At 58.1% G+C, this 22,626-nt stretch carries 41 protein-coding genes and 1 pseudogene; 22 read left to right on the top strand and 20 right to left on the bottom strand.

Going from position 1 to position 22,626, the window contains the following annotated elements:
- Positions 1 to 14 precede the first annotated feature (14 nt).
- Positions 15 to 551, bottom strand: coding sequence for a hypothetical protein (locus tag ACO6VD_RS22090; protein ID WP_422422140.1), 537 nt, complete (start codon positions 549 to 551; stop codon positions 15 to 17).
- Between the two features lie 195 nt (positions 552 to 746).
- On the opposite strand from ACO6VD_RS22090, the gene ACO6VD_RS22085 reads away from it, so the two are divergent.
- Positions 747 to 1,037 carry a hypothetical protein gene (locus tag ACO6VD_RS22085; RefSeq protein WP_422422138.1) on the top strand — a complete coding sequence of 97 codons (291 nt, stop codon included), beginning with the start codon at positions 747 to 749 and terminating at the stop codon, positions 1,035 to 1,037.
- A gap of 495 nt (positions 1,038 to 1,532) precedes the next feature.
- Positions 1,533 to 1,721, top strand: a complete 189-nt coding sequence (locus ACO6VD_RS22080) for a hypothetical protein (RefSeq protein WP_422422137.1) — start codon at positions 1,533 to 1,535, stop codon at positions 1,719 to 1,721.
- A 35-nt stretch (positions 1,722 to 1,756) separates the two neighbouring features.
- Here ACO6VD_RS22080 and ACO6VD_RS22075 read toward each other — a convergent pair whose 3' ends face one another.
- From ACO6VD_RS22075 to ACO6VD_RS22015, 13 genes are all read right to left on the bottom strand, one after another.
- A complete protein-coding gene (locus tag ACO6VD_RS22075) occupies positions 1,757 to 2,350 on the bottom strand; it encodes a hypothetical protein (RefSeq protein WP_422422135.1) in 594 nt (197 codons plus the stop codon).
- A 61-nt stretch (positions 2,351 to 2,411) separates the two neighbouring features.
- Entirely contained in the window at positions 2,412 to 2,978 is a 567-nt protein-coding gene (locus ACO6VD_RS22070) for a hypothetical protein (RefSeq protein ID WP_422422133.1), read from the bottom strand.
- A 244-nt stretch (positions 2,979 to 3,222) separates the two neighbouring features.
- Complete coding sequence (locus tag ACO6VD_RS22065) at positions 3,223 to 3,771, bottom strand: hypothetical protein (protein WP_422422131.1); 549 nt, start codon at positions 3,769 to 3,771, stop codon at positions 3,223 to 3,225.
- Complete coding sequence (locus ACO6VD_RS22060; protein ID WP_422422129.1) at positions 3,768 to 4,412, bottom strand: lambda exonuclease family protein; 645 nt, start codon at positions 4,410 to 4,412, stop codon at positions 3,768 to 3,770. The genes ACO6VD_RS22065 and ACO6VD_RS22060 overlap by 4 nt, the downstream gene beginning before the upstream one ends.
- Positions 4,409 to 5,335: a hypothetical protein gene (locus ACO6VD_RS22055; RefSeq protein WP_422422127.1), complete on the bottom strand. Its 927-nt coding sequence runs from the start codon at positions 5,333 to 5,335 to the stop codon at positions 4,409 to 4,411. Before ACO6VD_RS22055 ends, ACO6VD_RS22060 begins: the two co-directional genes overlap by 4 nt.
- 7 nt (positions 5,336 to 5,342) lie before the next feature.
- Positions 5,343 to 6,500: a hypothetical protein gene (locus ACO6VD_RS22050; RefSeq protein ID WP_422422125.1), complete on the bottom strand. Its 1,158-nt coding sequence runs from the start codon at positions 6,498 to 6,500 to the stop codon at positions 5,343 to 5,345.
- 165 nt (positions 6,501 to 6,665) lie between these two features.
- A complete protein-coding gene (locus ACO6VD_RS22045; RefSeq protein ID WP_422422123.1) occupies positions 6,666 to 6,887 on the bottom strand; it encodes a hypothetical protein in 222 nt (73 codons plus the stop codon).
- Complete coding sequence (locus tag ACO6VD_RS22040) at positions 6,884 to 7,105, bottom strand: hypothetical protein (RefSeq protein ID WP_422422121.1); 222 nt, start codon at positions 7,103 to 7,105, stop codon at positions 6,884 to 6,886. Before ACO6VD_RS22040 ends, ACO6VD_RS22045 begins: the two co-directional genes overlap by 4 nt.
- A complete protein-coding gene (locus ACO6VD_RS22035; RefSeq protein WP_422422119.1) occupies positions 7,102 to 7,329 on the bottom strand; it encodes a hypothetical protein in 228 nt (75 codons plus the stop codon). The genes ACO6VD_RS22040 and ACO6VD_RS22035 overlap by 4 nt, the downstream gene beginning before the upstream one ends.
- Complete coding sequence (locus ACO6VD_RS22030; RefSeq protein ID WP_422422118.1) at positions 7,326 to 7,754, bottom strand: hypothetical protein; 429 nt, start codon at positions 7,752 to 7,754, stop codon at positions 7,326 to 7,328. Before ACO6VD_RS22030 ends, ACO6VD_RS22035 begins: the two co-directional genes overlap by 4 nt.
- Positions 7,755 to 7,774: 20 nt before the next feature.
- A complete protein-coding gene (locus ACO6VD_RS22025) occupies positions 7,775 to 8,005 on the bottom strand; it encodes a DUF551 domain-containing protein (RefSeq protein ID WP_422422116.1) in 231 nt (76 codons plus the stop codon).
- Complete coding sequence (locus ACO6VD_RS22020; RefSeq protein ID WP_422422114.1) at positions 8,002 to 8,256, bottom strand: hypothetical protein; 255 nt, start codon at positions 8,254 to 8,256, stop codon at positions 8,002 to 8,004. Before ACO6VD_RS22020 ends, ACO6VD_RS22025 begins: the two co-directional genes overlap by 4 nt.
- A 275-nt stretch (positions 8,257 to 8,531) precedes the next feature.
- A complete protein-coding gene (locus ACO6VD_RS22015) occupies positions 8,532 to 8,831 on the bottom strand; it encodes a hypothetical protein (RefSeq protein ID WP_422422113.1) in 300 nt (99 codons plus the stop codon).
- A gap of 707 nt (positions 8,832 to 9,538) precedes the next feature.
- Here ACO6VD_RS22015 and ACO6VD_RS22010 point away from each other — a divergent pair.
- Positions 9,539 to 9,865 carry a DUF1654 domain-containing protein gene (locus ACO6VD_RS22010; RefSeq protein ID WP_422422111.1) on the top strand — a complete coding sequence of 109 codons (327 nt, stop codon included), beginning with the start codon at positions 9,539 to 9,541 and terminating at the stop codon, positions 9,863 to 9,865.
- Between the two features lie 96 nt (positions 9,866 to 9,961).
- Here ACO6VD_RS22010 and ACO6VD_RS22005 read toward each other — a convergent pair whose 3' ends face one another.
- The 4 genes from ACO6VD_RS22005 to ACO6VD_RS21990 form a co-directional block, all read right to left on the bottom strand.
- Positions 9,962 to 10,432 (bottom strand): hypothetical protein, encoded by a 471-nt coding sequence (locus tag ACO6VD_RS22005; protein WP_422422109.1) that lies wholly within the window; start codon positions 10,430 to 10,432, stop codon positions 9,962 to 9,964.
- Positions 10,429 to 10,767 carry an STAS-like domain-containing protein gene (locus tag ACO6VD_RS22000; RefSeq protein WP_422422107.1) on the bottom strand — a complete coding sequence of 113 codons (339 nt, stop codon included), beginning with the start codon at positions 10,765 to 10,767 and terminating at the stop codon, positions 10,429 to 10,431. Before ACO6VD_RS22000 ends, ACO6VD_RS22005 begins: the two co-directional genes overlap by 4 nt.
- Complete coding sequence (locus ACO6VD_RS21995; protein WP_422422105.1) at positions 10,764 to 11,852, bottom strand: hypothetical protein; 1,089 nt, start codon at positions 11,850 to 11,852, stop codon at positions 10,764 to 10,766. Before ACO6VD_RS21995 ends, ACO6VD_RS22000 begins: the two co-directional genes overlap by 4 nt.
- A 118-nt stretch (positions 11,853 to 11,970) precedes the next feature.
- Positions 11,971 to 12,816 carry a S24 family peptidase gene (locus tag ACO6VD_RS21990; RefSeq protein WP_422422103.1) on the bottom strand — a complete coding sequence of 282 codons (846 nt, stop codon included), beginning with the start codon at positions 12,814 to 12,816 and terminating at the stop codon, positions 11,971 to 11,973.
- Positions 12,817 to 12,912: 96 nt separating this feature from the next.
- Between ACO6VD_RS21990 and ACO6VD_RS21985 the strand changes: the two genes are divergently transcribed.
- The 13 genes from ACO6VD_RS21985 (at position 12,913) to ACO6VD_RS21925 (ending at position 18,961) form a co-directional block, all read left to right on the top strand.
- Complete coding sequence (locus ACO6VD_RS21985; RefSeq protein WP_422422101.1) at positions 12,913 to 13,161, top strand: transcriptional regulator; 249 nt, start codon at positions 12,913 to 12,915, stop codon at positions 13,159 to 13,161.
- A gap of 28 nt (positions 13,162 to 13,189) precedes the next feature.
- Positions 13,190 to 13,384, top strand: a complete 195-nt coding sequence (locus tag ACO6VD_RS21980; protein WP_028941800.1) for a hypothetical protein — start codon at positions 13,190 to 13,192, stop codon at positions 13,382 to 13,384.
- 20 nt (positions 13,385 to 13,404) lie between these two features.
- Positions 13,405 to 13,641 (top strand): hypothetical protein, encoded by a 237-nt coding sequence (locus tag ACO6VD_RS21975; RefSeq protein ID WP_422422099.1) that lies wholly within the window; start codon positions 13,405 to 13,407, stop codon positions 13,639 to 13,641.
- Between the two features lie 83 nt (positions 13,642 to 13,724).
- Positions 13,725 to 14,462 carry a phage antirepressor KilAC domain-containing protein gene (locus tag ACO6VD_RS21970; RefSeq protein ID WP_422422097.1) on the top strand — a complete coding sequence of 246 codons (738 nt, stop codon included), beginning with the start codon at positions 13,725 to 13,727 and terminating at the stop codon, positions 14,460 to 14,462.
- A complete protein-coding gene (locus ACO6VD_RS21965; RefSeq protein WP_422422095.1) occupies positions 14,459 to 15,241 on the top strand; it encodes a DnaT-like ssDNA-binding domain-containing protein in 783 nt (260 codons plus the stop codon). The genes ACO6VD_RS21970 and ACO6VD_RS21965 overlap by 4 nt, the downstream gene beginning before the upstream one ends.
- A complete protein-coding gene (locus ACO6VD_RS21960) occupies positions 15,238 to 15,993 on the top strand; it encodes a replication protein P (RefSeq protein WP_422422093.1) in 756 nt (251 codons plus the stop codon). Before ACO6VD_RS21965 ends, ACO6VD_RS21960 begins: the two co-directional genes overlap by 4 nt.
- Positions 15,990 to 16,340 carry a hypothetical protein gene (locus ACO6VD_RS21955; protein ID WP_422422091.1) on the top strand — a complete coding sequence of 117 codons (351 nt, stop codon included), beginning with the start codon at positions 15,990 to 15,992 and terminating at the stop codon, positions 16,338 to 16,340. Before ACO6VD_RS21960 ends, ACO6VD_RS21955 begins: the two co-directional genes overlap by 4 nt.
- Complete coding sequence (locus ACO6VD_RS21950; RefSeq protein ID WP_422422089.1) at positions 16,333 to 16,779, top strand: recombination protein NinB; 447 nt, start codon at positions 16,333 to 16,335, stop codon at positions 16,777 to 16,779. The genes ACO6VD_RS21955 and ACO6VD_RS21950 overlap by 8 nt, the downstream gene beginning before the upstream one ends.
- A complete protein-coding gene (locus ACO6VD_RS21945; protein WP_422422088.1) occupies positions 16,776 to 16,937 on the top strand; it encodes a hypothetical protein in 162 nt (53 codons plus the stop codon). The genes ACO6VD_RS21950 and ACO6VD_RS21945 overlap by 4 nt, the downstream gene beginning before the upstream one ends.
- A complete protein-coding gene (locus tag ACO6VD_RS21940) occupies positions 16,934 to 17,533 on the top strand; it encodes a recombination protein NinG (protein ID WP_422422086.1) in 600 nt (199 codons plus the stop codon). The genes ACO6VD_RS21945 and ACO6VD_RS21940 overlap by 4 nt, the downstream gene beginning before the upstream one ends.
- A gap of 350 nt (positions 17,534 to 17,883) precedes the next feature.
- Positions 17,884 to 18,150 (top strand): hypothetical protein, encoded by a 267-nt coding sequence (locus ACO6VD_RS21935; RefSeq protein ID WP_422422084.1) that lies wholly within the window; start codon positions 17,884 to 17,886, stop codon positions 18,148 to 18,150.
- Positions 18,147 to 18,293: a hypothetical protein gene (locus tag ACO6VD_RS21930; protein WP_422422082.1), complete on the top strand. Its 147-nt coding sequence runs from the start codon at positions 18,147 to 18,149 to the stop codon at positions 18,291 to 18,293. The genes ACO6VD_RS21935 and ACO6VD_RS21930 overlap by 4 nt, the downstream gene beginning before the upstream one ends.
- Complete coding sequence (locus ACO6VD_RS21925) at positions 18,290 to 18,961, top strand: hypothetical protein (protein WP_422422080.1); 672 nt, start codon at positions 18,290 to 18,292, stop codon at positions 18,959 to 18,961. Before ACO6VD_RS21930 ends, ACO6VD_RS21925 begins: the two co-directional genes overlap by 4 nt.
- A gap of 371 nt (positions 18,962 to 19,332) precedes the next feature.
- Here ACO6VD_RS21925 and ACO6VD_RS21920 read toward each other — a convergent pair whose 3' ends face one another.
- Positions 19,333 to 19,758 (bottom strand): type II toxin-antitoxin system HicB family antitoxin, encoded by a 426-nt coding sequence (locus tag ACO6VD_RS21920; protein WP_422422078.1) that lies wholly within the window; start codon positions 19,756 to 19,758, stop codon positions 19,333 to 19,335.
- Between the two features lie 51 nt (positions 19,759 to 19,809).
- Positions 19,810 to 19,989 (bottom strand): type II toxin-antitoxin system HicA family toxin, encoded by a 180-nt coding sequence (locus tag ACO6VD_RS21915; protein ID WP_422422077.1) that lies wholly within the window; start codon positions 19,987 to 19,989, stop codon positions 19,810 to 19,812.
- A gap of 195 nt (positions 19,990 to 20,184) precedes the next feature.
- Here ACO6VD_RS21915 and ACO6VD_RS21910 point away from each other — a divergent pair, with 195 nt between their 5' ends.
- From ACO6VD_RS21910 to ACO6VD_RS21885, 6 genes and pseudogenes are all read left to right on the top strand, one after another.
- On the top strand, positions 20,185 to 20,511 hold the full coding sequence (locus ACO6VD_RS21910) for an MFS transporter (protein ID WP_070572475.1): 327 nt from the start codon (positions 20,185 to 20,187) through the stop codon (positions 20,509 to 20,511).
- Positions 20,508 to 20,855, top strand: a complete 348-nt coding sequence (locus ACO6VD_RS21905) for a hypothetical protein (protein WP_422422075.1) — start codon at positions 20,508 to 20,510, stop codon at positions 20,853 to 20,855. Before ACO6VD_RS21910 ends, ACO6VD_RS21905 begins: the two co-directional genes overlap by 4 nt.
- Positions 20,856 to 20,912: 57 nt before the next feature.
- Complete coding sequence (locus ACO6VD_RS21900; RefSeq protein WP_422422073.1) at positions 20,913 to 21,143, top strand: DUF7681 family protein; 231 nt, start codon at positions 20,913 to 20,915, stop codon at positions 21,141 to 21,143.
- A gap of 8 nt (positions 21,144 to 21,151) precedes the next feature.
- Positions 21,152 to 21,586 (top strand): proteasome subunit beta, encoded by a 435-nt coding sequence (locus ACO6VD_RS21895; protein WP_422422071.1) that lies wholly within the window; start codon positions 21,152 to 21,154, stop codon positions 21,584 to 21,586.
- Between the two features lie 9 nt (positions 21,587 to 21,595).
- The gene (locus ACO6VD_RS21890; protein ID WP_422422070.1) at positions 21,596 to 22,195 is read left to right on the top strand and encodes a hypothetical protein; all 600 of its coding nucleotides are present in this window, start codon (positions 21,596 to 21,598) and stop codon (positions 22,193 to 22,195) included.
- 2 nt (positions 22,196 to 22,197) lie between these two features.
- Positions 22,198 to 22,626, top strand: a pseudogene (locus ACO6VD_RS21885) (terminase); the annotation flags it as partial.

Here is a 22,626-nt window from a genome sequence, read left to right as displayed (position 1 = left end):
TCCTCTGCCAAAAGCTACTGCGGCAGCGGCAATGCGCGGATTGCCTGGGCCAATTCTGGGTAGTCTGCGGCAAGCTCGGCTGCTGCCTTGATCCCGTTCCGGTAGCCGTCGGCGCCTTGGGTTGTCATCTGCTCGGGGCTGGCGCCGTCTGCGGTTGGTGGGTGCAGGTAGAGCGGACCGCTCCATTCGAACTTGGCGTTGATATCATCGACCTCATACCAGCAGCCGGTGTCGCTTTCCGTGGTCGACTGATGGAGATTCACCATTAGGCAGTTGGCGTCCTCGTCACGAGACACCTGAACCAAGGCCGCCTCATTGAATTCACCGCTGAGATTGAATCCTCGAATCCAGTAGGCTCCGGGTGCTTCTGGCTTGTCTGTTGACCAGGATGCTGGTTCGCCCTGGTATTGGGCGGCTGGCTGGGTGAGGAGTTCGCGCAGATCGAACCCTGCCACGCTGTCACTTGGCAGATGCGCTAAGGCCAGTTCGACGAGGTCGAGCGGCAGGCTCACCATCTGTTCGGCGTTGCTGGAGCGGTTTTCTGTGGGCATGGGGATACCTTCACGGCTTGTCGGAAAGTTGTTTGAGGGAAGCTAGGCACTTTTCGGGCTTAAGGTCTTGCCAGGGGAGCGTCTTACGGCTGCAGTGATATGTGTGCGCTGCTATTACCGATGGGAGGCCCTAGTATGTGTGGGCATATAGGTCTATCTGTGGATGTCTCAGCAATACTGCTGAACGGAGGATTTATGATGCACTCAGCCATAAAGCCAGCGTTTATTTTTACGCACATAATCTCAGGGAAGAAGGCGTTAGTCGGATACTTGCGCGACCACCTGGGAGACGAGCAGCCATCAAAAATGCGCGTAACGGTGATGGACGATCACGGGAAATACTACCGCGTGGGTGATATCGCAGGCCCGTGGCGAGATACGCAAGAAGCTGAAGATGCGGCCATGCAGTTCGCTGAAAACTGGTTTGCATTAATGACCGGATTGCGCATGGAGCCGTCCAAGTTACCTAGGCCCACTATGCAATAGATCGTGGTCTAGGCCACTTGTGCAGTCACTACAGGAGTGTATTCAACCCACCCAACCTTCGGCATCTTGGTCTTCTGGTTTATCACCGGTTTGCCTTTGGCGTCGGTTTTTTCGCACTTGGCTCTGATGCGCAGATCGCGTCACTCGCCTGTCTTTCTCGCGAGCTCCATGAACTGCTGGGCGTACTGCGGCGCGTCAAACATCTGGCTGAGCTGCTTCACTTTCTCGCCGGCCATGATCTTGGCGGCGCACTCGGCAACGGCTTCACTCCACTCAGCAAGCGTTAGCTCGAGGGCTACCCCCCCCCACCTTGCCGCCTGCCTTTGTCGTCTTGGTGATCTTCCTGGCCTCAGCCAGCGCTACGTCGGCGGTCATGCCGAAGACTGCGAATGTGCTCATGGTTATCTCCAGGCAGCCACCAGCCTCGCCGGGGTGGCGTGATTCATAAAAGAGGGGTATCAATTAATGCCCAATGCAACCTGACCGGAGCACGCCATGACCTTGCAAAGCGATACAGATGCTCTTGCGGCAATAGAGGAAGAGGCCGAGAGAATGCTGAAACTTCTTGGTCTTCCAAGCGACAAGCAGAAGCTTGAGGTGGTCATCTGTCTGCGACAGATCATTGCCATTGCCCGGTACAGATCAGGCCTGGGCTTGGGTGAGGACGCACCGCGCGTCAGGTGAGGGCGGTCCGGGCGCTGGCGGGCAGCGCCGGAGGGTCAGGCGGCAGCGGTGTCGTCAGTTGCAGGCTTTGGCTGGTAGGTCAGCGTGCCGTCGAGGATGGCGGCCTTGATCGCTTCGAACTCCCAGGCGTAGTACTGAGACTCGACGTATACCCGCAGCTCTGGATAGTCGTGCTGCTTGCGGCGAATGAACGCTTCGGCCGCTTCCTTGGTGAAGTGGCTGTTCACGATTTCCCAGCGCTTATTCCAGCCAGTGACCGTGTGGTCGTCGAGTTCGCCCAGAACTTCCCATTGGTCATCAGTATCAAGCTCCAGAAAATCGCACTCGTTTCTGGCCTGAGCCACCCGATTGAGCTCTTCCTGCTCGCCCTCGTCGAGATCTGCCCAGTATTCCTCAGGGCTGAACCAGCTGCTGTCTTCCAGGCACACCACCAGCCCCTCGGCGTAGTCATGGTCATAGCCGTAGTCGATGCACTTCTTCTGCACGGTAAACAGCGCGCATGCAGTGTGGTGCCACTTCACGCCCTGGCCGTTGCAGTGGTGGCGAAGGCGGGTGACGAAGTCCGACCAAGTGTCAGTGGTCATCGGGTGGCCGGTTGCCAGGCTTGGGCTGGCTTCGGTATCGCTCATGGCTTTCTCCATGCATGCGCCGCCCTCCGTGGCCGGATGCGGCATGGTGTAGTTGGATTGGTCAGGCCAGGTCGGCGAGCAACAGCAGGCCTGTGTCGTCCGGGTCGTCGCCAAGCATCAGGCCTGGCGTTCGCAGTTCGCGGCTGACGCGGAACCTGTCGAGGCTGCGCGCCACGGAAACCGGAATCATGTATTTGTGGCGCGGAGGCGGGCTCAGCAATATGAGGCCCTGAATCGGCCCCAAGGCATGGGCGCGCTCTATCAGCAGACGTACTGCGAAGCTGCGGTCCGCCGAACCGACCCAGGCGCCGATTTCGTCCAGGGCATTGATAGTCCCGCGCCGCGCCATCAGGCGGATCTCGGTGCGATTGATTGGCTGCACCGTCTCGCTGCCGATTTTCTGCTGGGCGCCAGAGGAGAACAGAAGGAAGCGATCACGGCCGATGGCCTGAACCTGGTGTATCAGCAGGGTCAGGGCCTCACCGCTTTCCTCGATCTCGGCCCAAGCCATCAGGTCAGCAAGCTGGCTGGCGTGCGAGGCGGTGACCTTCAGTCGCAGATCTTGTTCGCCCAGCAGAGCAGCCTTCTTGCGGCGGCGCTCGTCGCGCTCCTGCGGCGTCATCGCCATACACCACCTCCTTCAATCCGCTAGGCGGCAAGTGAGCCTGTGCCCGGCGCTGGTGGCGCTGCAGGGCCATTCGTTTGAGTTTCATGGGTGAGTTCCATATCAGAGTCGTGCCAGCCCGCAAGCCACCACCCGCCGTCGACGGTCATGTTTCCGTAGGGCTGGGCAAGACGACATTTGCCGTCTTGGCGGCAGGCCCGGCCCTGGTAGTAGGCCGTGGGGTAGATGAGGCGGAGCCGTTGGGCCTTCATGATGCGTCTCGGCTGGAGGCTTCGCGTCGCTCGCCGCGTTTCGGGAAATCGATGTCGAACGCTTTGAGGATTCGAACCAACGTCCCATTACCGATGCCGATCTTCTTCTCCACCTGGTGGCGAGTCAGTCCGATATCCCGCAGCGCAGTGATTCGCTTGGCCAACTTCGCGTCCGCAACCGGATCGGTGTAGGGCGTCTTTCGTTTTCCCTGGCAGTCTGGGGCGAACGTGAAGTCTTCCCGCTGCGACATCGTCCAAAGGGTGTTCTGTGGGATGCCCAGCTTTTGGGAGACCTCTCGGCAGGTCATCGTCTTTGCCATTTCGGCGATCAGGACCGCGCGCTCTTTGGAGCGCTGTTGTCTCGCGCCTTGCTGGATACCCTTCGGGATTTTCTGGGCGGGCTCTGGGTGCCGCCGGAAGGGCAGAGGCTTATAGGTGTAGCCAGCCAGTTCGACTGCCTGACCTCCAGATGCGAAGAAGGCAGCTTTCGCTGCCTCCAGTTCCGCCTGGCGCTGGGCGCCGACGAGGATTTGATTGTCGATCATGCCGCCTTGCTCCTCAGCGTGGCCTCATATTCGTCGACCAAAAGCTTGAACTGCCAAAGGTCTTCTTCGAGCTTCTCGATGTAGTCATCGTCGCGCTTGAATTCCTGCCACCACAGTTGTCGGCCAACCGCTTCAAGGGCAGGACAATACATCCCGATGTGCCACCACTTGCGACCAGTGATCCACATGCAGCCTTGCACTTGGTCCATGATCTCGCTGGCATCGTTGTCGATATGAAAAGAACGCAGCTTCTCGGGGGCAAGAAAGCACTTGTATTCCGACCCGCCATCTTCGCCAATGAAGCCGTCTGCACTGGCGCCGAATGCCCCATCGTCGGTTTTGACGAGACCAACTTGAGTCACGATCAGGCCTGTTTGAGCTTCATGCTCCATTCGGGCTTGAGGCTCAAGCTCGTGGCCGCGACGCATCTGCCAAGTCTCAAAACCACCATCCAGCGGCTTGCCACTGATGCGCTCGACTGCAAGCCGGAAAGCGTAGTCCTGGGCTTTAGCGGTTGGCTCTCCCTTGTTAGGGCCTGATTTCAGCTTGGCGCGAGCATCACCGAACATGCTGGCAGTAATAACGCCGGCACGCTCTTGGTGCCACTCTTCAGACCCTTGCGCGCAATTCACGATAATCATTCTGGAACCTCCTCGAACTCGACTTCTTCATCGTCCGGCTGCTCAGGCTTCTGCTCTGCGACGGTGTCGACTGCCGTGCTGGCAGTTGCCTCAGCCTCTGCGGCGCTCTTGAGTTTCACTCCGCAAGCGACCACTGCCGCCTTGAAGAGCTCGTAGGCTGTCGTATCCTTGGCTTCATTGATGACTGCTACACCTGCTTTCCAGACATCGGTCAATGCCTCTGGCGCTGCTGCTGCTTCTGCCTGGGCAATCCAATGATCGGATAGCGCAGGGTCATGTGGAACTGCGGCTGCCTTTTGGCTTGGCGTATGCCCGGTCTCTTGCGGCCGAAGCTCCTCAGGGAGGTCTTCAATATCCTGAGTGAAGATGTCCGAAGCGGCTGTCACGTTGAGCGTCATGGCGATCATGGCGCGCTTGCAGGCCATCTTGAGGATGGTGTTGGCAAGGTCTGCTGGTTCCGTCCTGATCTGGTCGACGCTGTTCCCGTTTTTGTAGAATTTCTTACGCCGCATATTTTCCGGCGTGTAATCCAGTTCGGCTTTGCATGCTGCTGCACGCCACTTGTATTTTTCCTCGCCGGAGGAACATTCGCCGACGCCCTCCCCAAGTGCGATGCCAGTGGTTTGGTGTCGGCCGACGCAGGTCACGCGATAGCGGGCAATGCCTAAGGTGGACAAGTCTTCGATCCGGTACTCCTGGGCAACCCGGAAAGTTACACACAGAACCTCAGCACCTGGCTTGTACAGAGTCGGCTTCGGCGTACCAGGGATGGTCCCGTAGTGGGTCTCTCGCTTCATGATGCCTTGCATCACTTCCTGCACCAGGTTCACCCGCTGGCGAATTTCTACAGCAGAAAAGCGATGAACTTCAGCAGCCGTGAGGCCTGAAGACTCTCGCGCTGGCATCTGAATGATTTCGTTCATGATGACCTCAGTAGGTGATCTGGATAGCGGGAATCTTGCGCTGTGCGATCAGAGTGACTGCCTGCTTCGCGCAGTCCTCAGGCATGCCGCCTGCGATGAAGGCGTCCAGGGCGGCGCGGTTGATCTTTGCTTTGTGCGCCTTGTCGGCCTCGCGAGCCTCTTGCTGTCGGAGAATTTCGGCAGCTGCAGCGTCAGCGCGGCGGCGCTCGTCCAATCGGGCTTGCTCGGCGGCAGCCTTGGCACGGGCTTCGGCTGCTGATTTCTCCTGCTCAGCCCGCTGCTCTGCAGCAACGCAGTCGGCCTCGGCCTGCACCCTGGCGCGCTCGGCTTGCTCGGCCTGCAGTTGTAGGTGGAGGCGTTGGCGCTCGGCTGCGGCTTCGGCGTCACGCGCGGCCTGTTCCGATGCGCGCTTGGCCTCAGCAGCTTGGTCAATCAAAGCTTGCTCACGACGGGCAGCCTCGGCGCGCTCAGCTGCTGCGCGCTCTTCAGCTTCGCGCCGCTCCCGTTCCGCAGCCTCTCGGGCGATGGCCGCCTCACGGTCGGCCTTCTCGCGGGCTTCCGCTTCGGCGCGCAGGCGGGCCAGCTCGGCCTGTTCCGCTTCGTATTGCTGGCGGGCGCTCAGTGCAGTGCGCAGCACCTTCAACGAATCGTCCTTGGCCCGAGCCGCTTCGGCTTCGAACTCTTGCCACTTCTCGCCCAGGGCGACGGCCTCAACCTTGGCGATGCGGTCAGCCAGGTCTTCGGCGGTGATGCCATCCAGTGCCTCGGCATTTAGCTTGATGTGGGTAATAGCGGTGTTGTGTCGATCAACCCGCGCATCCTCGGCAGCCTGCCAGTCGTTCAGCGGCTGGCGCACCTGGTCGCGGAGGTTGTCCATTGCCGTCACGAACTCGCGCAGCTCAGCCTCGACGACCTTCGGCATTTCCTTCAGCCGACGCAGGTAGTCGCGACCAGGGTTCTCCACAGCCTTCTTCGAGCGGCTTACCTCAGCCGCCAGACTGGCGATGCGTTCACGCCCTTTCCGGGTGGTGAGGTCGGGCACTTCGCCGCACACCTGTGACCTGGTGTGTTCAAGGAAAGGTTTCAGACCGCCCAGCACGTAGATGGCTGGGGCGTTCTCTTCGCTGATGTCGTCGACGGTGATCAGCTGCTGTTGTGCGGACATATGAATCTCCCGCGCCATCCATGCGGTGGGCGCTGATGAAGGGGTTACTGAGTGATGGTGCCGGCCAGTGAACTGGCGAGCATGAAAGCGGTGCAGGCAAGAAGGGTGAGGGCAGATCCACGCCAGTAGGCGATGCGCTTGGCGCGCTGGTAGCTAGTCATGGCGTCACCCTGGGAGGTTTGGCTTGGGGATGCGCTTGAAATTCTGTACCGGTTGAAGCTTCGAAACACCATACCAATGGCACTGCGGGTTCTTGGCGATAGAACGCAAGGAAGCAAGCACGCACCCTTTGTGCATAGGGCCTCGAAAGCCCCCGCCAAGGTAGTGGCGCAGCCGTTTATTAAACTCGATCAGGTCAAGATTGCTGTGGAAGTAAACTTCGCTCATGCCCGCACCTCATACCCAACTGTCCACTCACCGCAGATGCAGGCCCGGCACTTCCAGGCGGCGGGGTTCTCGATGCTGGCCAGTTCGGCCTCATGCACTGCAGCGGCGAACGTCGGCCCCTTGAACAGCATCAGGACGCGGTCAGGCGGCAGGCATTGGCTCGATGGAAGTTCGGCTACCTGCTCATCAACCAGTGACTTCACGATTGGCGTGGTCATGCGGAATCCCTCAGTTGCTCAACGCGTTGAGTGGTGGTGACGAAGACCTTGTCGCGGATGTTGTTCAGGGTCTGGAGGTCGAAGATTCCGATCTTCTCGAAACCTTCCAGCATGCCAAGGACAAATGTCCGATCTGGAACAGGGGTGGGCGACTTGGCGAGCTGGCGAAGCTGAGACATCACCTCGCCAATCGCCAGGGCGTGCATCTGCTCGGGAGTTTTCAAAATCCACACTCCCGTTCCAAGCGATCCTGTTCCCGCTCAAGGGCAACGGCATTGGCCGCGTGCGGGCGCAGCAGGTCGGCGGCGATGTCCTTGAGTGCATTGCGGCCGCCCAGCAGGTACGTGCACAGGCCAAGGATGAAGCCAGCACTGCCGGTGCCCATCCCCGCCATTACCAGCTGGCCGAAGGCGTCCTGAGCATCCAGGCCATCGATCTGGCGTTGATTCAGCCGATCCTGCACTGCCCTGGCCATGTCGGCCTGGGTTATCTCGCCACGGTCGCCGCGATATCCCCAGCTGACCCGGTAGCCAAGCACCAGCTCGGCGGCGTGTTTGTCGATCCACGCTGACTGGGCGGCATCATCGTCGCTCACAGCAGGCGGGAGCCGGTTGTCGTACTCAAACTGTGCCTTGCGAAGTGCGCCCATGGTCGCCTCCAGGTGGTGGGTTACTCGGTGGGTGGCGCCGGGAGTGGCATCCAATGAGTGATTTTGCTGGTGGGCGTTTCTTCGCCATCGAACCACTCGACAGTCGTACTAAAAACACCACCATTCGAGAATACGATCACCTCGATCGAGCGATTCAGCGGAGGGATACTCTTGCCGCCCACCTCGCATGGCGCATCAAGCCTTTCGCCCAAAGGTGGTAGCCGATCCTTGATAGCTATCCAGCCGCTCATGGCTTCACCCGGGCGGCGAGCATGGCGTCGGCGTACTCATAGGCCATGCTGGCCGTATGCGCTGGATCGCTGTTCGAGTGATAGCTTCCACTGGCTTCATCACCAGACCAAGACAGCAGGCCTTGCAAGGCCTTGGCCGCGAAGTAGTCGCGCAGCTCCATGCCCATGAAGCGATCAGCCTGGCCCTCGCCGAACAGAGTTCTTGCAGCCTCGGGTGCCGGGAAAGCCGGTCCACCTGTGTCTTTGCTCATCGTGTGAACCTCGGTAGCCAACCGCATTGGTCAGGAGCCAGGCGCGGGTGACCAAACCCAGCCGTGAGACTGGCCTGACACCTGCCGATGCGGTCGAAAGTGAAGGGAAGGGGATGCGGGATGCATCGGAGGTTGAGCTGCCTGGCGCTGATCTCCAGGTTCAAGGACTCCCGTAAGGGGTGTCGAAGCAGGGCTTCAACTCAGCCTCCGATGCAGCCTGCGATGGGGAGCAGGGCATCGGGCAGTTAACGTCAGGCTGACGTGGCGCTGGTTGTTCATTCTGCTTGCGAGTTAACCCACTCGAAAATTGACTCTTCGCCGATGGCATTCAGCAGATCGATAGGGTCGCAGTCGCTGCTTTTGATCCAGTCAGTTAGCTCTTCCTCGCTCAATAGGTTGAGCGTCTTGTTGATGCCCATGGCCGCGATGACTTCGTGCTCGTCCAGTCCTTTCACGCGGTCTTCGACGTCGAGATCTTCCATCAGCTTCTGCGGGTCAACATCCACGACGACCCTGACCTGACCCTTGTCCCACGAGTCGATCGTGAGGCTTTCAGTAAGGAAAACGATTTCCATGGTGGCTCTCCGGTTGATTTCCCGTCTGGCCCTGTCGCCAAGGCCAATCGGTGAAAGCTCCCGGCCTCGCTACTGGCGACAGGCCGGGGTATTGCGTCAGCGATGTTTGGCCAGTTACCCGCCGCTGATTGCAGGGTTGGCCGATCTTCGTCGGTGTGGGCTTCGAGCTTCCTCCTCATGGCGGCAATCAGTGCCTATTCGCCATGGATCGCAGGTCCTTACAACATGCACGCTACAGCTCTGAATGCCCGGGTAAGTGGGGCAGGGTGCATGAGGTCCGGCGCCCCTCAATGCCGAAGCTCAGGGCGCTAATTCAAGTCGGTGTCTCTCCCTTCTGCCGCTGGGATTCGCGGGGCGCATTGCTTGCCAGGTCATTCACACGGTTTAGGCATTTCGCCTTCGTCAGCCGTACAGGGTGCTCCCTGTCGTTGGCAGCCTTTCGGGGCTGTCTGGCGCCGGTCGCCGGTAGAGGCAATGCGGTCTGTTGGTTGTTGCGCTGGTTGTTAAAGAGCGGCGGCCCTGAGGGCCTCCGAGGGGCTGAGTAGCGCCTCGATGAAATGAAAGATAAGCCAATGCCTAATTCTTGTAAATAGGTAATGCCTAACTTTTTTCGATCGGACGAATTTCGCCTCATCGGGGTTACTTTTTCTGGAGGCTGATATAAGCTCTGCCTAATACTGGATGGATATACAGCTAAAGGGGTGGAGATGGCTAAGCAGAAGAAGGCGGCACCACAGGCGCGCCAGGAAATGACTGGGCTAGAGAGGCTTGGTCTGCGGGTCTCTTCGATGATCAACCATCCGATCGCGCAGTCGCAGCGGTGGGTGGCGATCCATCGGCTCGATACGGACAGAGATTTGGAATGGGAGGAGGTAATGGGGTTGCTTTCCGAAACGCCAGAGCTGGACCTAACCTTCAATGACGACGGAAGCGTGACAGTCAGGTGGGAGCAGCAGAGCGCCGAGGATCGAGATGACCTGATCATTGAGAGGGGCTGGGAGGAGGAAGAAGTGGAGGAGGCGGCGCCTTTCTGACGGGCATGAAAAAGCCCGCCGAGGCGGGCTGATCTGCAATAATGCGGATGGTATTTATATGCGGTGTGAATCTTCAATCAGCCAAGGCTGAGCGCTCTAATCTTCCTTCCAAGACTTCATCAGGTAGCTAGTGTTTTGGAGCTTCCCTGATGACATTGCAATTCTGGCGATACGTTCTGAACTGCTGCTTATAGGTCGTTTGGCATTTTCAAAATCTAGAGTGGCAGATCTATGGAGCTGCTGCAGTAGTTCATACGGCGGTGGTGATCCAGTGAGCTCCTCAATTTGCCTCAAAGATACGGTCAAACGTCTATGAAGGATCAAGATGGAGTTTTTGGATAGCTTTGAATCTTTGTCCGTCCAGAATGATATAGCGCCATCTTCATAGTCGATTAATGCTTTGACTGCTTTGTCAATCGAGTCATGGATATCCTTCCGCTTAGCTAGGTTGCGTTGCTGTCGGCCTCTCACCTTCCATCCATACAGAGTGGCTATAAGGCCAACAATAGCGAATGTCCAGCCTACAAATGCACCTGTACTCAGACTAGCATCAACTTGATCCGTCATGAAGAACTGCTCTTATCTAATTCGGCTATCGCTTCTTTGACCCATTGAGTTATTTCTAGTTTAAGAGATGGGTCTTCGTTAGATATTAGATTGTTGCATATTTGCAATACGATTATTCTATCGATGCCGTCTCTGATTAGGCCGCCGAAAGCTTCATCTAAAAATGAAGAGCCATACCCAAATGCGCCGTCAAGATTTACAGAGATATCCCCTTGGTGTTGATTGATATTTGGGATCAAAACTGTTTTACGAAAATCTTCGCCCGAGTTTGGGCCGAGCGAGGCATAACGTGGGCCTGGAAACTCGGAAAAATCCGTAACATTGATGACTTTCATTTTTCCAATTCCTTCAAAGATACAGTCCACTCAATCAGCGTGCCGAAGATTGAGCCATTATAGCTTGCTGACCATTCCCGTCCATCAGTATCAGGAATCTCTTTATAGCCGTCTGCCATTGATCCTTCGCGCTGAGGTCCGGCAACCACATAGCAACCTCTATTGCTTCTGATTGAGAGCAGGGCCGTGGGGAAATGTTCAGTAATTGATCGAATGTCAGCACCACCTTTGCCCCGGTGGGTCTGATTCGTCCGTGATCGCTTGATGAAGGTAGACGCGTGAATGAGGTCAGCGTCAGCATTTCCCAATATGCCAAATCTCTGAAAAATTGACTTTAGGAGCGATTCGGGATGTTTCATAGGTAGAGTCACAGGAATCCCTACGCCAAGATCACAAACGAGCAACGTTATTTTGTCACTCGTTGTGCCGACTAACATCCACCATTTTCGCTCTGGGTGCTCTGAATCATTTTGTGGATAAGCATGGTCAACGCTGTTGGCCATTGCTTCAATAGCCCCTTTATAGAGGTGGGCTTTAGACTTTTTAGATATAGAGGTAGGAAGGCTGTTCAGTAGCCCTGCAGCAAGACTTCCATCTGCTAAGCTTCCGGAAGATTGCTTCCATCTTGTTATGTCAACCTGCTTTATTGGTGCCCGCTCAGGCTGGCCAATAAGCGTGAAAAACCCTATTTGCTGTAGAACGGCCTCGATTACTCGATCTGAGTTCTTATACTTGCCCCGCCGCTTAGGAGGGATGGAGCATCCAAAGCTGAGTTTTTCATGAGATGTCTGAAGACTTTCTACTTCAGCAAGAAGCCGGAGAGCTGCCGCTGCGGTGATTCGATGGGTGTGTCTAAAGCACAGAATTATTCGTTCGTTATACTTAGCCATATCACGTAGATTTCTGATGAATCTACTGTACGTTTCAAAATTTGGCTTGGAGTAAAGATCTAGTTTTGCAGGCACCTGCAGTTTTGCGTCGCCATGATGGCGTCGCGCTTTTAATTCACCACTAAAAGGCTTTAAATAAATGGGATTTGCATCAATCGCGGCGCCGGTACCTTTGGTGGCGCGATTACTGCGCATGCCCCTCTTGCGTGCTGCGCGAAGCTCATGCTTGCCCCTAAAGCTATACCGCTTCTTCATCTTTGATCTTCCGTGCGTGGCTCTGCGACTTTACTAAAGATGTTTATTGGTTGTTCGTTTAAACCAAGTGGGCATTCCAGACCAGCAGCACCCGAGCCTGAATGTAGGTCATATCCCGACGAATCAGCCGATCCTTGTGCCTGGTATTGTCCGAAATCATCTCGAAATGATCCTCATCTGCGACCTGCAGGCGCTTGATGTAAATGTGGTCATCCCAGTAGAAGAGATAGATCCCATCGCCAACAAATTCGCGGATGTTGATGTTCACGATCAAGGGGTCACGGTGCTTGATGGTGGGCTCCATCGACTGACCCCATCCGGTCACCATCTTCAGGTGGTAATGTTCTTCGAACTCGACGCCGATCTCGCGCAGATGGCTTGGACTGACTCGAATATCTTTGAGCATCTCGGGGAAGTCGTGGGCATTCTGGCCGCCGCCCATGGCTGCCCTCACGTCGTAGTGGGCAATCCACACTTCATCGCCGACCAGGCCGGGCCGGGAGAAGTCGACGGTAATCACATTCCCTTTATCAGTCGCCTCGGCAGCTGCCATGAGCTGCGCGCGAGCAGTCTCAGATAGCCCCTTACCTTGCTTGGCGAGCATGTTGCGGACCATGTCTGCTGCAGAGGTGGCCGCCGGCTCTTCAGCTGATTGATCGGTGGCCACGTCTGGCAGGCTCTCATAAGTGAAGCCTGGGCGAAGCCCCCAGTGCTCAGGACCCACCACATCCGAGAAGTAGGCGATCACATCCATAAGCTTCGACTTGTCGATCCGGCCGTTCTTCACCCAGCCCTGTACCGACGGAGGCTTCACCTGGAAGTCGTCTGCAAGCTTCTTTTTCGATACGCCCTTGGCGATCCGCGCGGCCTCAATGGCGGCGCCTAATTCTGGTCCGGTAAGCATTGCCTAATTAGGCACACTTCGATATTGGTTAGGCAATGGCTTGTTGTTGATAAGGTAATGCCTTATATTCATCGGGAAATCTCCAGGAGAGAACTCATGAAATCAGCAGAAGCAGCCAAAGAAGCATCCCGCTTGCTGGGCAGCCAAGCGGAAATGGCGCGCCGACTGCGGGTAACGGCACCCACCGTTAATCAATGGTGTTCAGGAGAGCGTGCCGTCCCGCCAAAGCGTGCTCTCCAGATAGAGGCGCTAACAAATGGTGCCGTGGATCGCGCAGAACTCTGCCCCTCTTTCCCGTGGTCGCAGATCGATTCTGCGCCCACCGCCTCATTGTCCGCCGCCTAAATCTTTCAACAGCAAGGAGCAATACCGCATGGCATATCACGACCAAAGTCACCTGAAAGACCGGGAGATTAAGTCGCGTTACGACGAGGAGACCTATGAGGCGCTGAAGGCCGTAGCGCGACTCCACAAGCTGCAACTGGCTGTGTTCGTTCGCATGTGCGTCGAGGAAAAGCTGGAAAGCATCATCGAGAGCGATGTTACCGACAAAAGCCAGATGGCCTGAAGGCCCGGAAGGAGGCCTACGTGCCCGAAACCACGATCTGCCATGGGATCGATGGACGCCTCTACGAGAAGCTTGAGCGGTTGGCAAAGAAGGCGGGCGTTTCGCCCGAGCAGTACGCCGCACAGCTTGGCGCAGAGCGCTTCTTCGAGAAGACCAGGCCAAAAGGCGCCGGAAAAATCCGGAATCTACCGGTACCGAAGCGAGGCTTGGACTCAATAGTCCCTGAAAAAGGCGGGACTGATGAAGACCTCAACTGAATCACCAAATTGCAGGCGAAAAAAAACCGGGGTCGCATCCCGGCTTTTTTGACTGCTTACTTCACAACGTTCTGGGGCTGATTATGCACAGTTCACTGAATACCGGCAACACCCTGCATTCCGCGCCACGAATTCCGAACCATGAAAACGTGGCGCGCACAATGTCTTCCCGCGAGATAGCTGACTTGACGTGCAAGCAGCACCAGCACGTGAAGCGGGATATCGAAAAGATGCTCACTGACCTCGAAGAAGATGTGTCCAGCTTTGGACGTATCTATCTCGACACGATGAACCGCCAGCAGACCGAATACCTGCTCGACCGCGAACACACTGACTGCCTGCTGACCGGATACAGCGCGTCAATGCGAATGGCAGTCATAAAGCGCTGGCGTGAACTCGAAGGAGGGGGGCGTGTCATCGCAACTCTTCCAGACTTCTCCAGCCCGGCAGCAGCTGCCCGTGCCTGGGCGGAACAGTACGAGCTGCAACAGGCCGCCACCCAGGCCCTGGCCATTGCCGCCCCGAAAGCTGAGTTCGTCGACAAGTACGTCGAAGCCACCGGCCTGAAAGGCTTCCGCCAGACAGCCAAGCTGCTTCGGGCTAATGAGGCCCGCTTCCGTGAGTTCCTGCTCGACAAAAAGATCATGTACCGCATGGGCGGGGAATGGCAGGCCTACCAGCAGCACATCGACTCCGGACGCTTCGACATCAAGACCGGCACCACTGATGGCGGTCATGCGTTCAACCAGACCAAATTTACCCCGAAGGGCGTCACCTGGGTGGCCGGCCTATGGGCTCAGTACAACCTGGAGGCCCAATGATGGCCCGCATTCGCACTGTCAAACCCGAATTCTGGTCGAGCGAGCAAGTCATGTCCTGCCGTCCTCTGGCCAGGCTCCTGTTCATCGGCATCTGGAACTTCTGCGACGACGGCGGCAATCACCCGCTGGCACCTCGAACCATCAAGGCCCTGGTCTTTCCGGGCGACGACATTACTGCCGAGGAGGTGAGTGAACTACTGGGGGAGCTGGAGGGGGCAAACCTCATTCTCAGCTACTGGACCGAGGGCAAGAACTACCTCCACGTCTGTGGTTGGAAGCACCAGAAGATCGAGAAAAAGAACTTCAAATACCCTGCTCCTCCATCGGCATTCGACGACGAGTCGGAGAGCGGTCGTCGACAATTCGCCGAGGAGTCGTCGACTGGTAGTCGAGCGGTAGACCCCGGAAGGGAAGGGAAGGGAATAGGAGAAGATCAACACAACACTCAACGCGCGGAGCTGGAAAATTCCGTCGACCCAAAGGCACCCTGCGAAATGACCCTTGAATGGGTTCCTGACCAGAAGCTCCTGAAGGCATACGCCCACCGTATGGGCATCCCTGTTGACCACTTCTCTGCTGAGGCCACCGCCGCGTTCGTCTGCCACTACTCGGCGTCTGGCCGCGTAGAGACTCAGGCGTCCTGGGTGAGCCTGCTGGTGAAGTGGGTGAAGCGCGACGAGGCTGCCGGAAGCAATGTTCGCCAGTTCCCGCTGAAGCGCCAGGCCAACGGCCCAAACTTCAACGACACCACTTGGGCTGACGAACTGGGTGCCTTGTGAGCAAGCAAAAGGCGCCGCAGAGCGCAAGCCAACTCATGGCCAAGGCCGCCAACCTGCCACCAGTGATCCCGGTCACTGCCAAGCAGTTACCGCCTGGCACCGCCGAAGTGGTCAACGCCCTGTTCAAGGAACTGCAGGCCATTTTCCCGGCCTGGAAGCAGGCGTGGCCAGATGACGACGCCCTGAAGGCGGCTAAGCGCAGCTGGATCAAGGCCTTTGTCGCCGCCGAGATCAACACCCTGGAGCAGATCCGCTACGGCCTGCTGAACTGCCGCCAGTTCGGTGGCGACTTCGCTCCAAGCGTGGGCAAGTTCATCAAGTGGTGCCAGCCGACGGCGGAGATGCTGGGCATTCCGTCGCGCGACCGGGCGTTCCGTGAAGCGCTGGAGAACTCGAACCCGAGCCGGGCGGGCAATCGCACCTGGTCGCACCCAGCAGTACGCCATGCCGCGCTGCAGTGCGAGCTGCACAACCTCGCTGGCCAGGTATCGGAGAAGGCCAGCAGGATCTTCGACCGGGCCTACGACATCACCATCCGCCTGCTGGTGCAGGGTAAACCACTGGAAGACATCGCCATCGGCATCGGTCATGACGGGCAGAAGACTGAACTGGAGCGGGCAGAAGAGTTTGCCCAGCACCGCCAGGCGCGTCTGCTGGAAATTCAGGGCATCCCAACCGTGGGTGGAGCTGCGCGTGCGCAGCTGTTGGCCCAGCTCAAGATCAAGCGCGAGTCGCAAGGAGGCAGGCGATGAGTATCGACAAATCGAAGCTTCAGCCCCTGCTGTGGGCAGTGGTAGGAGCCTGGAAGGCCGGCGACCAGGATCTGCACCTGCACACCGACGCGCTGGATGAATTCCTCAGCGAGCGGACGGTAGAGGAGGTTGCTCTAGGACTGCTCGCAGATATTGAGCGGCTGGAGCTGATTGCGCGCATCTCCTGCAACTTTGATGGCTACAAGGCTGTGTTGGACGAGCGCGACCAGCTCAAGGCCGAGAACGAAAAGATGCGCAGCTTTCTCGCAGAAGTGAGCAGAACATCTGGCGACAATTGGGCTGTCATGGCCGCGCGCAACCTGCTTGAGGGTGTCGACCATGGCTGACCTGATGCTTCGCACAGAGCAAGATCGCGCCCGCCTGATCGGCTACCTCACTGGCCTGGACCTGGCCAAGCCGCGCCGCCTGACCATCGTCGAGGTGCGGAACAAGCGCAGTGACGCCCAGAACCGCCTGCTCTGGATGTGGAATGGCCTGATTCAGGAGCATCTCCGCGACTCCTACGGCCAGGCAGCCAGCAGCGAGGAGTGGCACGAGATCTTCGTGGCCAAGCTCTGGCCAGCCGAGGTTCACCCGGTCGAGCTGCCCGACGGCACTCGGTACCGCGTTGGCCGGGCCAAGACCCGCAAGTTCAACACCCAGCAGATGACCCAGTACCTGGAGCTGCTGGATGCCTACTGCGCTGAGCACCTACAGCTGCTCCTGCCGCATCCAGAGGACCTGATGATGGCGATCTACGGCGAGCGCCGGGGGAGGGCTGCATGAAGAGTGTGTACGGAGCGATCACTGCCCTACTGGGCGGTGCACTGGCGGCAGAGCTGGCCACGCTTGGGGTGTACATGAACAGCCCTGGCTTCTGGATGGTATTCGGCACCGCGCTCGCCATGGGTGGTGTGTTTTACAAGTGGGGCGACGAGATATGAAGACAGCTCTCAAGGAAGTGAAGCAGAAGACCTGCAAGGGTTGCGGCGGCAAATTTCGGCCATCTCTGTCGACGCAAAAGGCCTGCAGCGTGAAGTGCGCCATGGTTGTTGCAAAGCAACCGGCGAACCTGAAGGTAGCCCGGAAAGCGATCGACCAGCGCGAGCGCAGCGAGATCAAGGTACGCAAGGAGAAGCTGAAGACCCGGGCGGATTATGCGAGGGAGGCCCAGGCCGCGATCAACCGCTATGTGCGTCTTCGGGACGCGCACTTGGGCTGCATCAGCTGCGACAAGCCTGACTCATGGCAGGGGCAGTGGCATTGCTCGCATTTCCGCAGCGTGGGCGCTGCCCCACACCTTCGGTTCAACCTTTGGAACATGAACAAGTCCTGCAGCGCCTGCAACAACTTCCTGAGCGGAAACATCATGGCCTACCGGCCCGCGCTTATCGAGAAGATCGGCCAAGACAAGGTCGATTGGCTGGAGTGCAATCAATCCAGCCCTCGTCACGACATTCCATATCTGAAACGGCTGAAGGCCGTATTCACAAAGAAAGCCCGGCGGCTGGAGGCTCGAATCCAATGCAATGCAGCGTGAAAGATTGCGGTCAAGCCGCAAGGTACAAGGCCGCTCAGCTATGCCAGAAACACTATTTCCGAGTAAGGCGCAATGGGAATGCGGAGAAGCGTCCGAGCAGCCGACTCCAGCGTGTAGTCACGCCTAACGGGTATGTGCGTATCTGGGATCCAGAGCATGCCCTTGCTGATCGCAAAGGCTATGTGTTTGAGCACCGCCGCGTTATGTGGGGAGTCGTTGGGCCAGGGTGTCGGGACTGCGAGATCTGTTCGAAGCGCGAGAGCTGGTTGACGTGTCATGTCGACCACATCGATGAGAACCGCCAAAACAACCAAAGAAGCAATCTCCGGATCCTTTGCCGGGGCTGCAATGTGAAGCGCGGCCTCAAGCCGGAAAGCTACGAGGGGCGCGGCCGTGCAGGTCTTATTGAGTTTGAAGGCAAGCGGCTTGCTCCGGAGCAGTGGGCTCGCGATCCAAGGGTCAAAGTCAGCGGCGCCACCATCATCCGCAGAAAGCTTGCTGGCATGTCCGACCATGACGCGCTGTTTGCGGAGAAAAGAACACATAACGGCAATAGGCGCCCCATCAAGGCTGAGTGCAGGGCAAAGATCAAACAGCTCAAGGAGGCTGCAGCATGAGCACAGCATGGGCGTTTATCTTGTTGGCCGCGATGCTCGTAGCGTCCGGCGGCGCGCTGGCCTGGGGATCGGCCTTGGCGCGCAAACGTAGCTACGAAGAATTCATTTTGAAGAAGTCCAAGCGGGCAGGGGGTGAGCAATGATCTATCGGGACGTTATCTCCGCAGTAATTCGTGCACTGGCATCCGAGACGATCAACAGCGCTGGCGGCTGCGATTACACGCCAAAAATTCAGGCCAGCAAGCTCAAAGGCGAGATCGTGGGCAAAGAGGCGGCTTTTCTCACCGATTGCTGGGTGTTTGGCAGGCTTCACTCTTGCCTGGAGCCAAAGCACTGGATGGCCTTGAACGCCTGCTACTCAACGCACATGGCATCGAAGGTCGGCGCTATCGGGCGGATCGTATCGCATGTGTCTTCGCCTGCCCCGCGCCTGTTCCTGACCAAGGCAGTTACAGCGTGGGCGTATCCGCAGCTGGGAGGCGCTGAGCGGTCCCCTGCGGAGAAGGTGACGCTTGAGGTGGATGATGATGCTCCGGCCTGGAGAAAGGCGGCTGTGGCTAAATCCCAGCAGGCTATCAACGCCAAACTCAAGCAGCGCCAGGAGGCGCCATGTGAGGGCGTCATCATCCTGCCAGCCCATAACTACGACATGAACACCTGGGACGTCGACGGTACGCCGGAGCGCACCAGGCGTGACTGGCGCAGGAAGATATTCAAGGGGTTGGATACGCTGGTGAATCAGGCGCTCCTTGAGGCTGGGGAGATCCTGACCAAGGAGGGGGTATTTTTCGATGAGCAAGATGTTGCATAGAGGGCCTTGACAGGGCCTGCCGGTTCGCCGAATATTCACCCATCCTGTCATTCCTGCGCGTTTAGGAGTGACCACAAAGAACCCGGCCAAGTGCCGGGTTTTTTATTGCCCCAAGAGGGCCTCAAGAGTCCCGGCCACTGCGCCGGGTTTTTTGTGCCTGTAATAAAGTTCACTGCAGCCAGGGCAGCCTTCGGGAAGGCCTGGACACTGATAAGCCGGTAGTACAGTGCTACGGAATAACACCGGCAGCCCGCGCACCCATGCCGTGTACGCTTCATGGGTGGCGCGAGACCGGATCAGCGAGACCGATGCATAGGGGTGTCGGCGCTGTGATCGTCTTTGGTGGACGGAGGGGAGAGACCCTCACATTTTCATGCGGCCTCGACAGACACCACCAGGCGTTTGCCGAGGGCAGCCAAAGCCTTCTCGATTGCCTCCATCTTCGATGTGTGCAGGAAGTCGACCAGGCGATCGCCTTGAGTCTGGGCCAGGCCCAGCAGGCGGCACAGATCGGCTTTGCGCATATCGCGGGCCATCATCTCGTTCCACAGTACGATTTTCGCCACGGTCACCGCAGGCAAATGGACAACGTGTTCGTCCTCCAGCGGTGGCGACGCTTTCGGGATTGCCTCGCGACGGTCAACGTAGATAGACAGCGTCGTCTCGATCGCATCCAGCGCTTGGCTGATGCAGTGCTCTCGATCTTCTCCCCACCCGTTCAGTTCTGGGAGGTCTCTGCAGATGATCGCCAGCCCTGGCTCGTTGTACTGCTCAAACCGAATTGCGTAGTCGTACATGGTCTCTCCTCAGAGGTGATCGTTCAGCGCTCAGGCGTGGTGAAGGGGCTCTTAGAGCCCCAGTTGTTTAATGATCGCCTTCCTTGTGGGTTCTGGCATTTCCTTGCTGCCATGGTCCGGGAAGACAGTCTTGTTGCCGTTCGGGGCGGTGATCTTGAAGTGGCTTCCTTTGCCTGCTTCGAAGGTCACCCCTTGGGCCTTCAACCATCGTCTGAACTCGCTGAACTTCATCACCTCGCCTCGTTGTTTGGATGAGTCCAGTTTACTACAAAAATGTGGTAATACAACAAAATTGTGGTATTTCTTTTAGAGGTCCGGGCACTCGTCTGGGCCTATTCGTTTTCGGCTCCTCCACACCCATTGCTCCGAGCTGGGAGTGCTGTGTGAGCCGTTCCAATTCCAGTCGTGCCCATCGGAGTCGAGCGCATGGAGCTTTTTCACCGCCTGCTCGAAAAGCTCGATTGGGCTATTGCGGGCCTCATCGGGGCCGTGGTCGCCAGTTGGTGGCACCGGGATGACCTGACTGACCGAAAGGCCTGGCTGCTGTTCCTGTCCACGGGTGCTGCCTGTGCGCACTACCTGACGGGCATGGTCAGCGCCTATTTCGGAATTGTTGAGCCTCGGAGCGTTGCCGGTGTCGGCTTCCTCCTGGGTACCTTTGGTGGCTCCCTAATCGCCGCCATTCACCGTGCAATCAAAGCCGCCGACCTTTGGTCCCTGATCAAATCCAGGTTCGGGGGAGGTGCGGGATGATCCTCGAGTACATCAACGGCGCATCCGCTGGCGTGATCGCCATCTGGGCGACCTGGTGCGTGCTGAGCGGAAAGGTTCGGGACGGTGTGATCGGCAAGATCATCTACGCCACCATTGCCCTGAGCGGATACGCCATCCTTGCCCGGGCGGACCGTGGGTTCTTCACACCATCCATGGCCGGGACGACTCTCTACGTCACCCTGGCTATGGCCGGCGCTCGGCACATCTTCATCGTCATGTACTGGCAGCGGGTGAAAGCCTGGCTGTGCCGCGCACTGAACTGCGAGCACTGCCTGAAGGATTGCCGGTTCGGGCCGGGCGGGATCGAGCGGCGCAAGCGGTAGGCCGAACCACAAATTCGATAGGCGCCATTTCGTGGCGCGACAACTCGAGGATTCACCATGGACAACCAGCACAAGAAGATCACCGGCTACCGCGACCTCACCCAGAGCGAGATCGATGGCATCAACTCCATCAAGGCACTGGAGGCCGATGCGGCCCAACTGGTGAAGCAGCTCAAGGCACTCCCCGAGGTTGACCAGCGCTCCATGGCCCTGGCCGTGACCAACTTGCAGCAGGCCTGCATGTGGCTGACCAAGGGCGTAGCTCGATCCACCGATCCGTTCGCCTGAGGTCAGTCATGACCACCATCGCCTACAAAGACGGCGTGATCGCCTATGACTCACAGGTAACCCGTGGCGACACCATCACCTACGACGACTACGAAAAGTGCGTAGAGCGCAACGGGGTAATGTTCGTTTGCTCTGGCGCGGTCTCTGACTTCGAGGCGTTGATAGATGCCTGCTTCGGTGGCAAGCCGGCTGGATCAATCGATGCAACAGCGCTTGTCTTGGATGGCGACAAGTTGATGATGGCGGCAGTCGACAATGAAACCGGACTTTGGAAGTCTCCACTTCTGCTTGATCGGCCTTATGCAATCGGCAGCGGCTCGCCATATGCCTTTACTGCGATGGACATGGGCGCCACTGCCTACCAAGCGGTAGAGAAGGCCGCTAAGCGCGATACGGCCACGGGCGGGAAGATCAGGACGCTACGAGTTGCCCGAGACCAGTAAGGACATCACATGACAACCAAGCAACCCGACTGGGAGGCGATCGAACGAGCCTACCGAGCCGGGGCGCTTTCCATCAGAACCATCGCCGAGCGCCATGGTGTGAGTGACACCGCAATCAGGAAGAAGGCCAAGGCCTTGAACTGGACGCGGGACCTATCAGACCAGGTGCGTAAAGAGGTTCGCAGCAAGCTGGTTCGCGGAGAGGTTCGCAACGACCAAGGCGCGAACCGCGAACTCGACGCCGAGATCATCGAAGAGGCGGCAGAAGAGGGCGCGACAGTAGTTCGCAGCCACCGCCGTGACATTCGCAAGGCCACGAACCTTGCGAACCTGCTCATGGATGACCTGCTCACCACGATCAAGCGCCGCGAGGAGATCGAGGACGCCATCGCTGACGAGACGGCCGACGATGAGAGCGGATTTCGCCGTAGCTCGATGCTCGCAGCGGTCGCCCTGCCGAGCAACGCCAAGACCCTTTTCCAGTTGTCCTCGGCGATGAAGAACCTGCAGGTGCTCGAGCGCACTGCATTCGGCCTGGACGACAAGGAGCAGTCGAAAGACGCAGACGAGCTGTCTCAGCTGATGGATGAACTATCGAAGGATGCCTGACCATGAAGCCCGAGCACATGAAACTGCTCCGGGATCGGTTTTGGCGGCTGAACAACCTCTACTTCATCACTGACAAGCAGGGCAAGAAGGTCCGCTTCCGCATGACGCAGGAGCAGGTGGACTACTTCCAGGGGATGCACACCCGGAACATCATCCTGAAGGCCAGGCAGCTTGGGTTCACGACCCTGGTCTGTATCGTCCAGCTGGATGCTGCACTGTTCGAGGCGGCCAAGTGCGCCCTGATCGCCCATACCCTGAACGACGCCAAGCGCCTGTTCCGGGAGAAAGTGAAGTACGCCTACGACAACCTGCCGAAAGAGATCAAGGCGGCCAACCCAGCGCGCAACGATGCCGCGGGCGAATTGGTGTTCAGCAAAGGCGGATCGCTTTACGTTTCGACCTCGTTCCGGGGCGGCACACTGCGTTACCTG

Source organism: Pseudomonas sp. GZD-222 (genome assembly GCF_049310525.1).
In the GTDB taxonomy this organism is placed as follows: Bacteria; Pseudomonadota; Gammaproteobacteria; order Pseudomonadales; family Pseudomonadaceae; genus Aquipseudomonas.
Note: the sequence above shows the minus strand (reverse complement) of the source record. Positions and strands in the feature narration are given on the sequence as shown.

Excerpts from the sequence above, each read along its gene's own strand:
- ACO6VD_RS22070 (WP_422422133.1), bottom strand. The coding sequence starts at position 2,978 with ATGGCGATGACGCCGCAGGAGCGCGACGAGCGCCGCCGCAAGAAGGCT.
- ACO6VD_RS21965 (WP_422422095.1), top strand. The coding sequence starts at position 14,459 with ATGATGGCCCGCATTCGCACTGTCAAACCCGAATTCTGGTCGAGCGAG.
- ACO6VD_RS22060 (WP_422422129.1), bottom strand. The coding sequence starts at position 4,412 with ATGATTATCGTGAATTGCGCGCAAGGGTCTGAAGAGTGGCACCAAGAG.
- ACO6VD_RS21910 (WP_070572475.1), top strand. The coding sequence starts at position 20,185 with ATGGAGCTTTTTCACCGCCTGCTCGAAAAGCTCGATTGGGCTATTGCG.
- ACO6VD_RS21950 (WP_422422089.1), top strand. The coding sequence starts at position 16,333 with ATGGCTGACCTGATGCTTCGCACAGAGCAAGATCGCGCCCGCCTGATC.
- ACO6VD_RS21995 (WP_422422105.1), bottom strand. The coding sequence starts at position 11,852 with ATGCGCAGTAATCGCGCCACCAAAGGTACCGGCGCCGCGATTGATGCA.
- ACO6VD_RS22010 (WP_422422111.1), top strand. The coding sequence starts at position 9,539 with ATGGCTAAGCAGAAGAAGGCGGCACCACAGGCGCGCCAGGAAATGACT.
- ACO6VD_RS21990 (WP_422422103.1), bottom strand. The coding sequence starts at position 12,816 with ATGCTTACCGGACCAGAATTAGGCGCCGCCATTGAGGCCGCGCGGATC.
- ACO6VD_RS21930 (WP_422422082.1), top strand. The coding sequence starts at position 18,147 with ATGAGCACAGCATGGGCGTTTATCTTGTTGGCCGCGATGCTCGTAGCG.
- ACO6VD_RS21915 (WP_422422077.1), bottom strand. The coding sequence starts at position 19,989 with ATGAAGTTCAGCGAGTTCAGACGATGGTTGAAGGCCCAAGGGGTGACC.
- ACO6VD_RS22090 (WP_422422140.1), bottom strand. The coding sequence starts at position 551 with ATGCCCACAGAAAACCGCTCCAGCAACGCCGAACAGATGGTGAGCCTG.
- ACO6VD_RS21925 (WP_422422080.1), top strand. The coding sequence starts at position 18,290 with ATGATCTATCGGGACGTTATCTCCGCAGTAATTCGTGCACTGGCATCC.
- ACO6VD_RS21985 (WP_422422101.1), top strand. The coding sequence starts at position 12,913 with ATGAAATCAGCAGAAGCAGCCAAAGAAGCATCCCGCTTGCTGGGCAGC.
- ACO6VD_RS22020 (WP_422422114.1), bottom strand. The coding sequence starts at position 8,256 with ATGAGCAAAGACACAGGTGGACCGGCTTTCCCGGCACCCGAGGCTGCA.
- ACO6VD_RS22005 (WP_422422109.1), bottom strand. The coding sequence starts at position 10,432 with ATGACGGATCAAGTTGATGCTAGTCTGAGTACAGGTGCATTTGTAGGC.
- ACO6VD_RS21945 (WP_422422088.1), top strand. The coding sequence starts at position 16,776 with ATGAAGAGTGTGTACGGAGCGATCACTGCCCTACTGGGCGGTGCACTG.
- ACO6VD_RS22080 (WP_422422137.1), top strand. The coding sequence starts at position 1,533 with ATGACCTTGCAAAGCGATACAGATGCTCTTGCGGCAATAGAGGAAGAG.
- ACO6VD_RS22025 (WP_422422116.1), bottom strand. The coding sequence starts at position 8,005 with ATGAGCGGCTGGATAGCTATCAAGGATCGGCTACCACCTTTGGGCGAA.
- ACO6VD_RS22055 (WP_422422127.1), bottom strand. The coding sequence starts at position 5,335 with ATGAACGAAATCATTCAGATGCCAGCGCGAGAGTCTTCAGGCCTCACG.
- ACO6VD_RS21980 (WP_028941800.1), top strand. The coding sequence starts at position 13,190 with ATGGCATATCACGACCAAAGTCACCTGAAAGACCGGGAGATTAAGTCG.
- ACO6VD_RS21905 (WP_422422075.1), top strand. The coding sequence starts at position 20,508 with ATGATCCTCGAGTACATCAACGGCGCATCCGCTGGCGTGATCGCCATC.
- ACO6VD_RS22045 (WP_422422123.1), bottom strand. The coding sequence starts at position 6,887 with ATGAGCGAAGTTTACTTCCACAGCAATCTTGACCTGATCGAGTTTAAT.
- ACO6VD_RS21955 (WP_422422091.1), top strand. The coding sequence starts at position 15,990 with ATGAGTATCGACAAATCGAAGCTTCAGCCCCTGCTGTGGGCAGTGGTA.
- ACO6VD_RS21900 (WP_422422073.1), top strand. The coding sequence starts at position 20,913 with ATGGACAACCAGCACAAGAAGATCACCGGCTACCGCGACCTCACCCAG.
- ACO6VD_RS21890 (WP_422422070.1), top strand. The coding sequence starts at position 21,596 with ATGACAACCAAGCAACCCGACTGGGAGGCGATCGAACGAGCCTACCGA.
- ACO6VD_RS22050 (WP_422422125.1), bottom strand. The coding sequence starts at position 6,500 with ATGTCCGCACAACAGCAGCTGATCACCGTCGACGACATCAGCGAAGAG.
- ACO6VD_RS22030 (WP_422422118.1), bottom strand. The coding sequence starts at position 7,754 with ATGGGCGCACTTCGCAAGGCACAGTTTGAGTACGACAACCGGCTCCCG.
- ACO6VD_RS22000 (WP_422422107.1), bottom strand. The coding sequence starts at position 10,767 with ATGAAAGTCATCAATGTTACGGATTTTTCCGAGTTTCCAGGCCCACGT.
- ACO6VD_RS22085 (WP_422422138.1), top strand. The coding sequence starts at position 747 with ATGATGCACTCAGCCATAAAGCCAGCGTTTATTTTTACGCACATAATC.
- ACO6VD_RS21970 (WP_422422097.1), top strand. The coding sequence starts at position 13,725 with ATGCACAGTTCACTGAATACCGGCAACACCCTGCATTCCGCGCCACGA.
- ACO6VD_RS21920 (WP_422422078.1), bottom strand. The coding sequence starts at position 19,758 with ATGTACGACTACGCAATTCGGTTTGAGCAGTACAACGAGCCAGGGCTG.
- ACO6VD_RS22040 (WP_422422121.1), bottom strand. The coding sequence starts at position 7,105 with ATGACCACGCCAATCGTGAAGTCACTGGTTGATGAGCAGGTAGCCGAA.
- ACO6VD_RS22015 (WP_422422113.1), bottom strand. The coding sequence starts at position 8,831 with ATGGAAATCGTTTTCCTTACTGAAAGCCTCACGATCGACTCGTGGGAC.
- ACO6VD_RS22075 (WP_422422135.1), bottom strand. The coding sequence starts at position 2,350 with ATGAGCGATACCGAAGCCAGCCCAAGCCTGGCAACCGGCCACCCGATG.
- ACO6VD_RS22065 (WP_422422131.1), bottom strand. The coding sequence starts at position 3,771 with ATGATCGACAATCAAATCCTCGTCGGCGCCCAGCGCCAGGCGGAACTG.
- ACO6VD_RS21895 (WP_422422071.1), top strand. The coding sequence starts at position 21,152 with ATGACCACCATCGCCTACAAAGACGGCGTGATCGCCTATGACTCACAG.
- ACO6VD_RS21940 (WP_422422086.1), top strand. The coding sequence starts at position 16,934 with ATGAAGACAGCTCTCAAGGAAGTGAAGCAGAAGACCTGCAAGGGTTGC.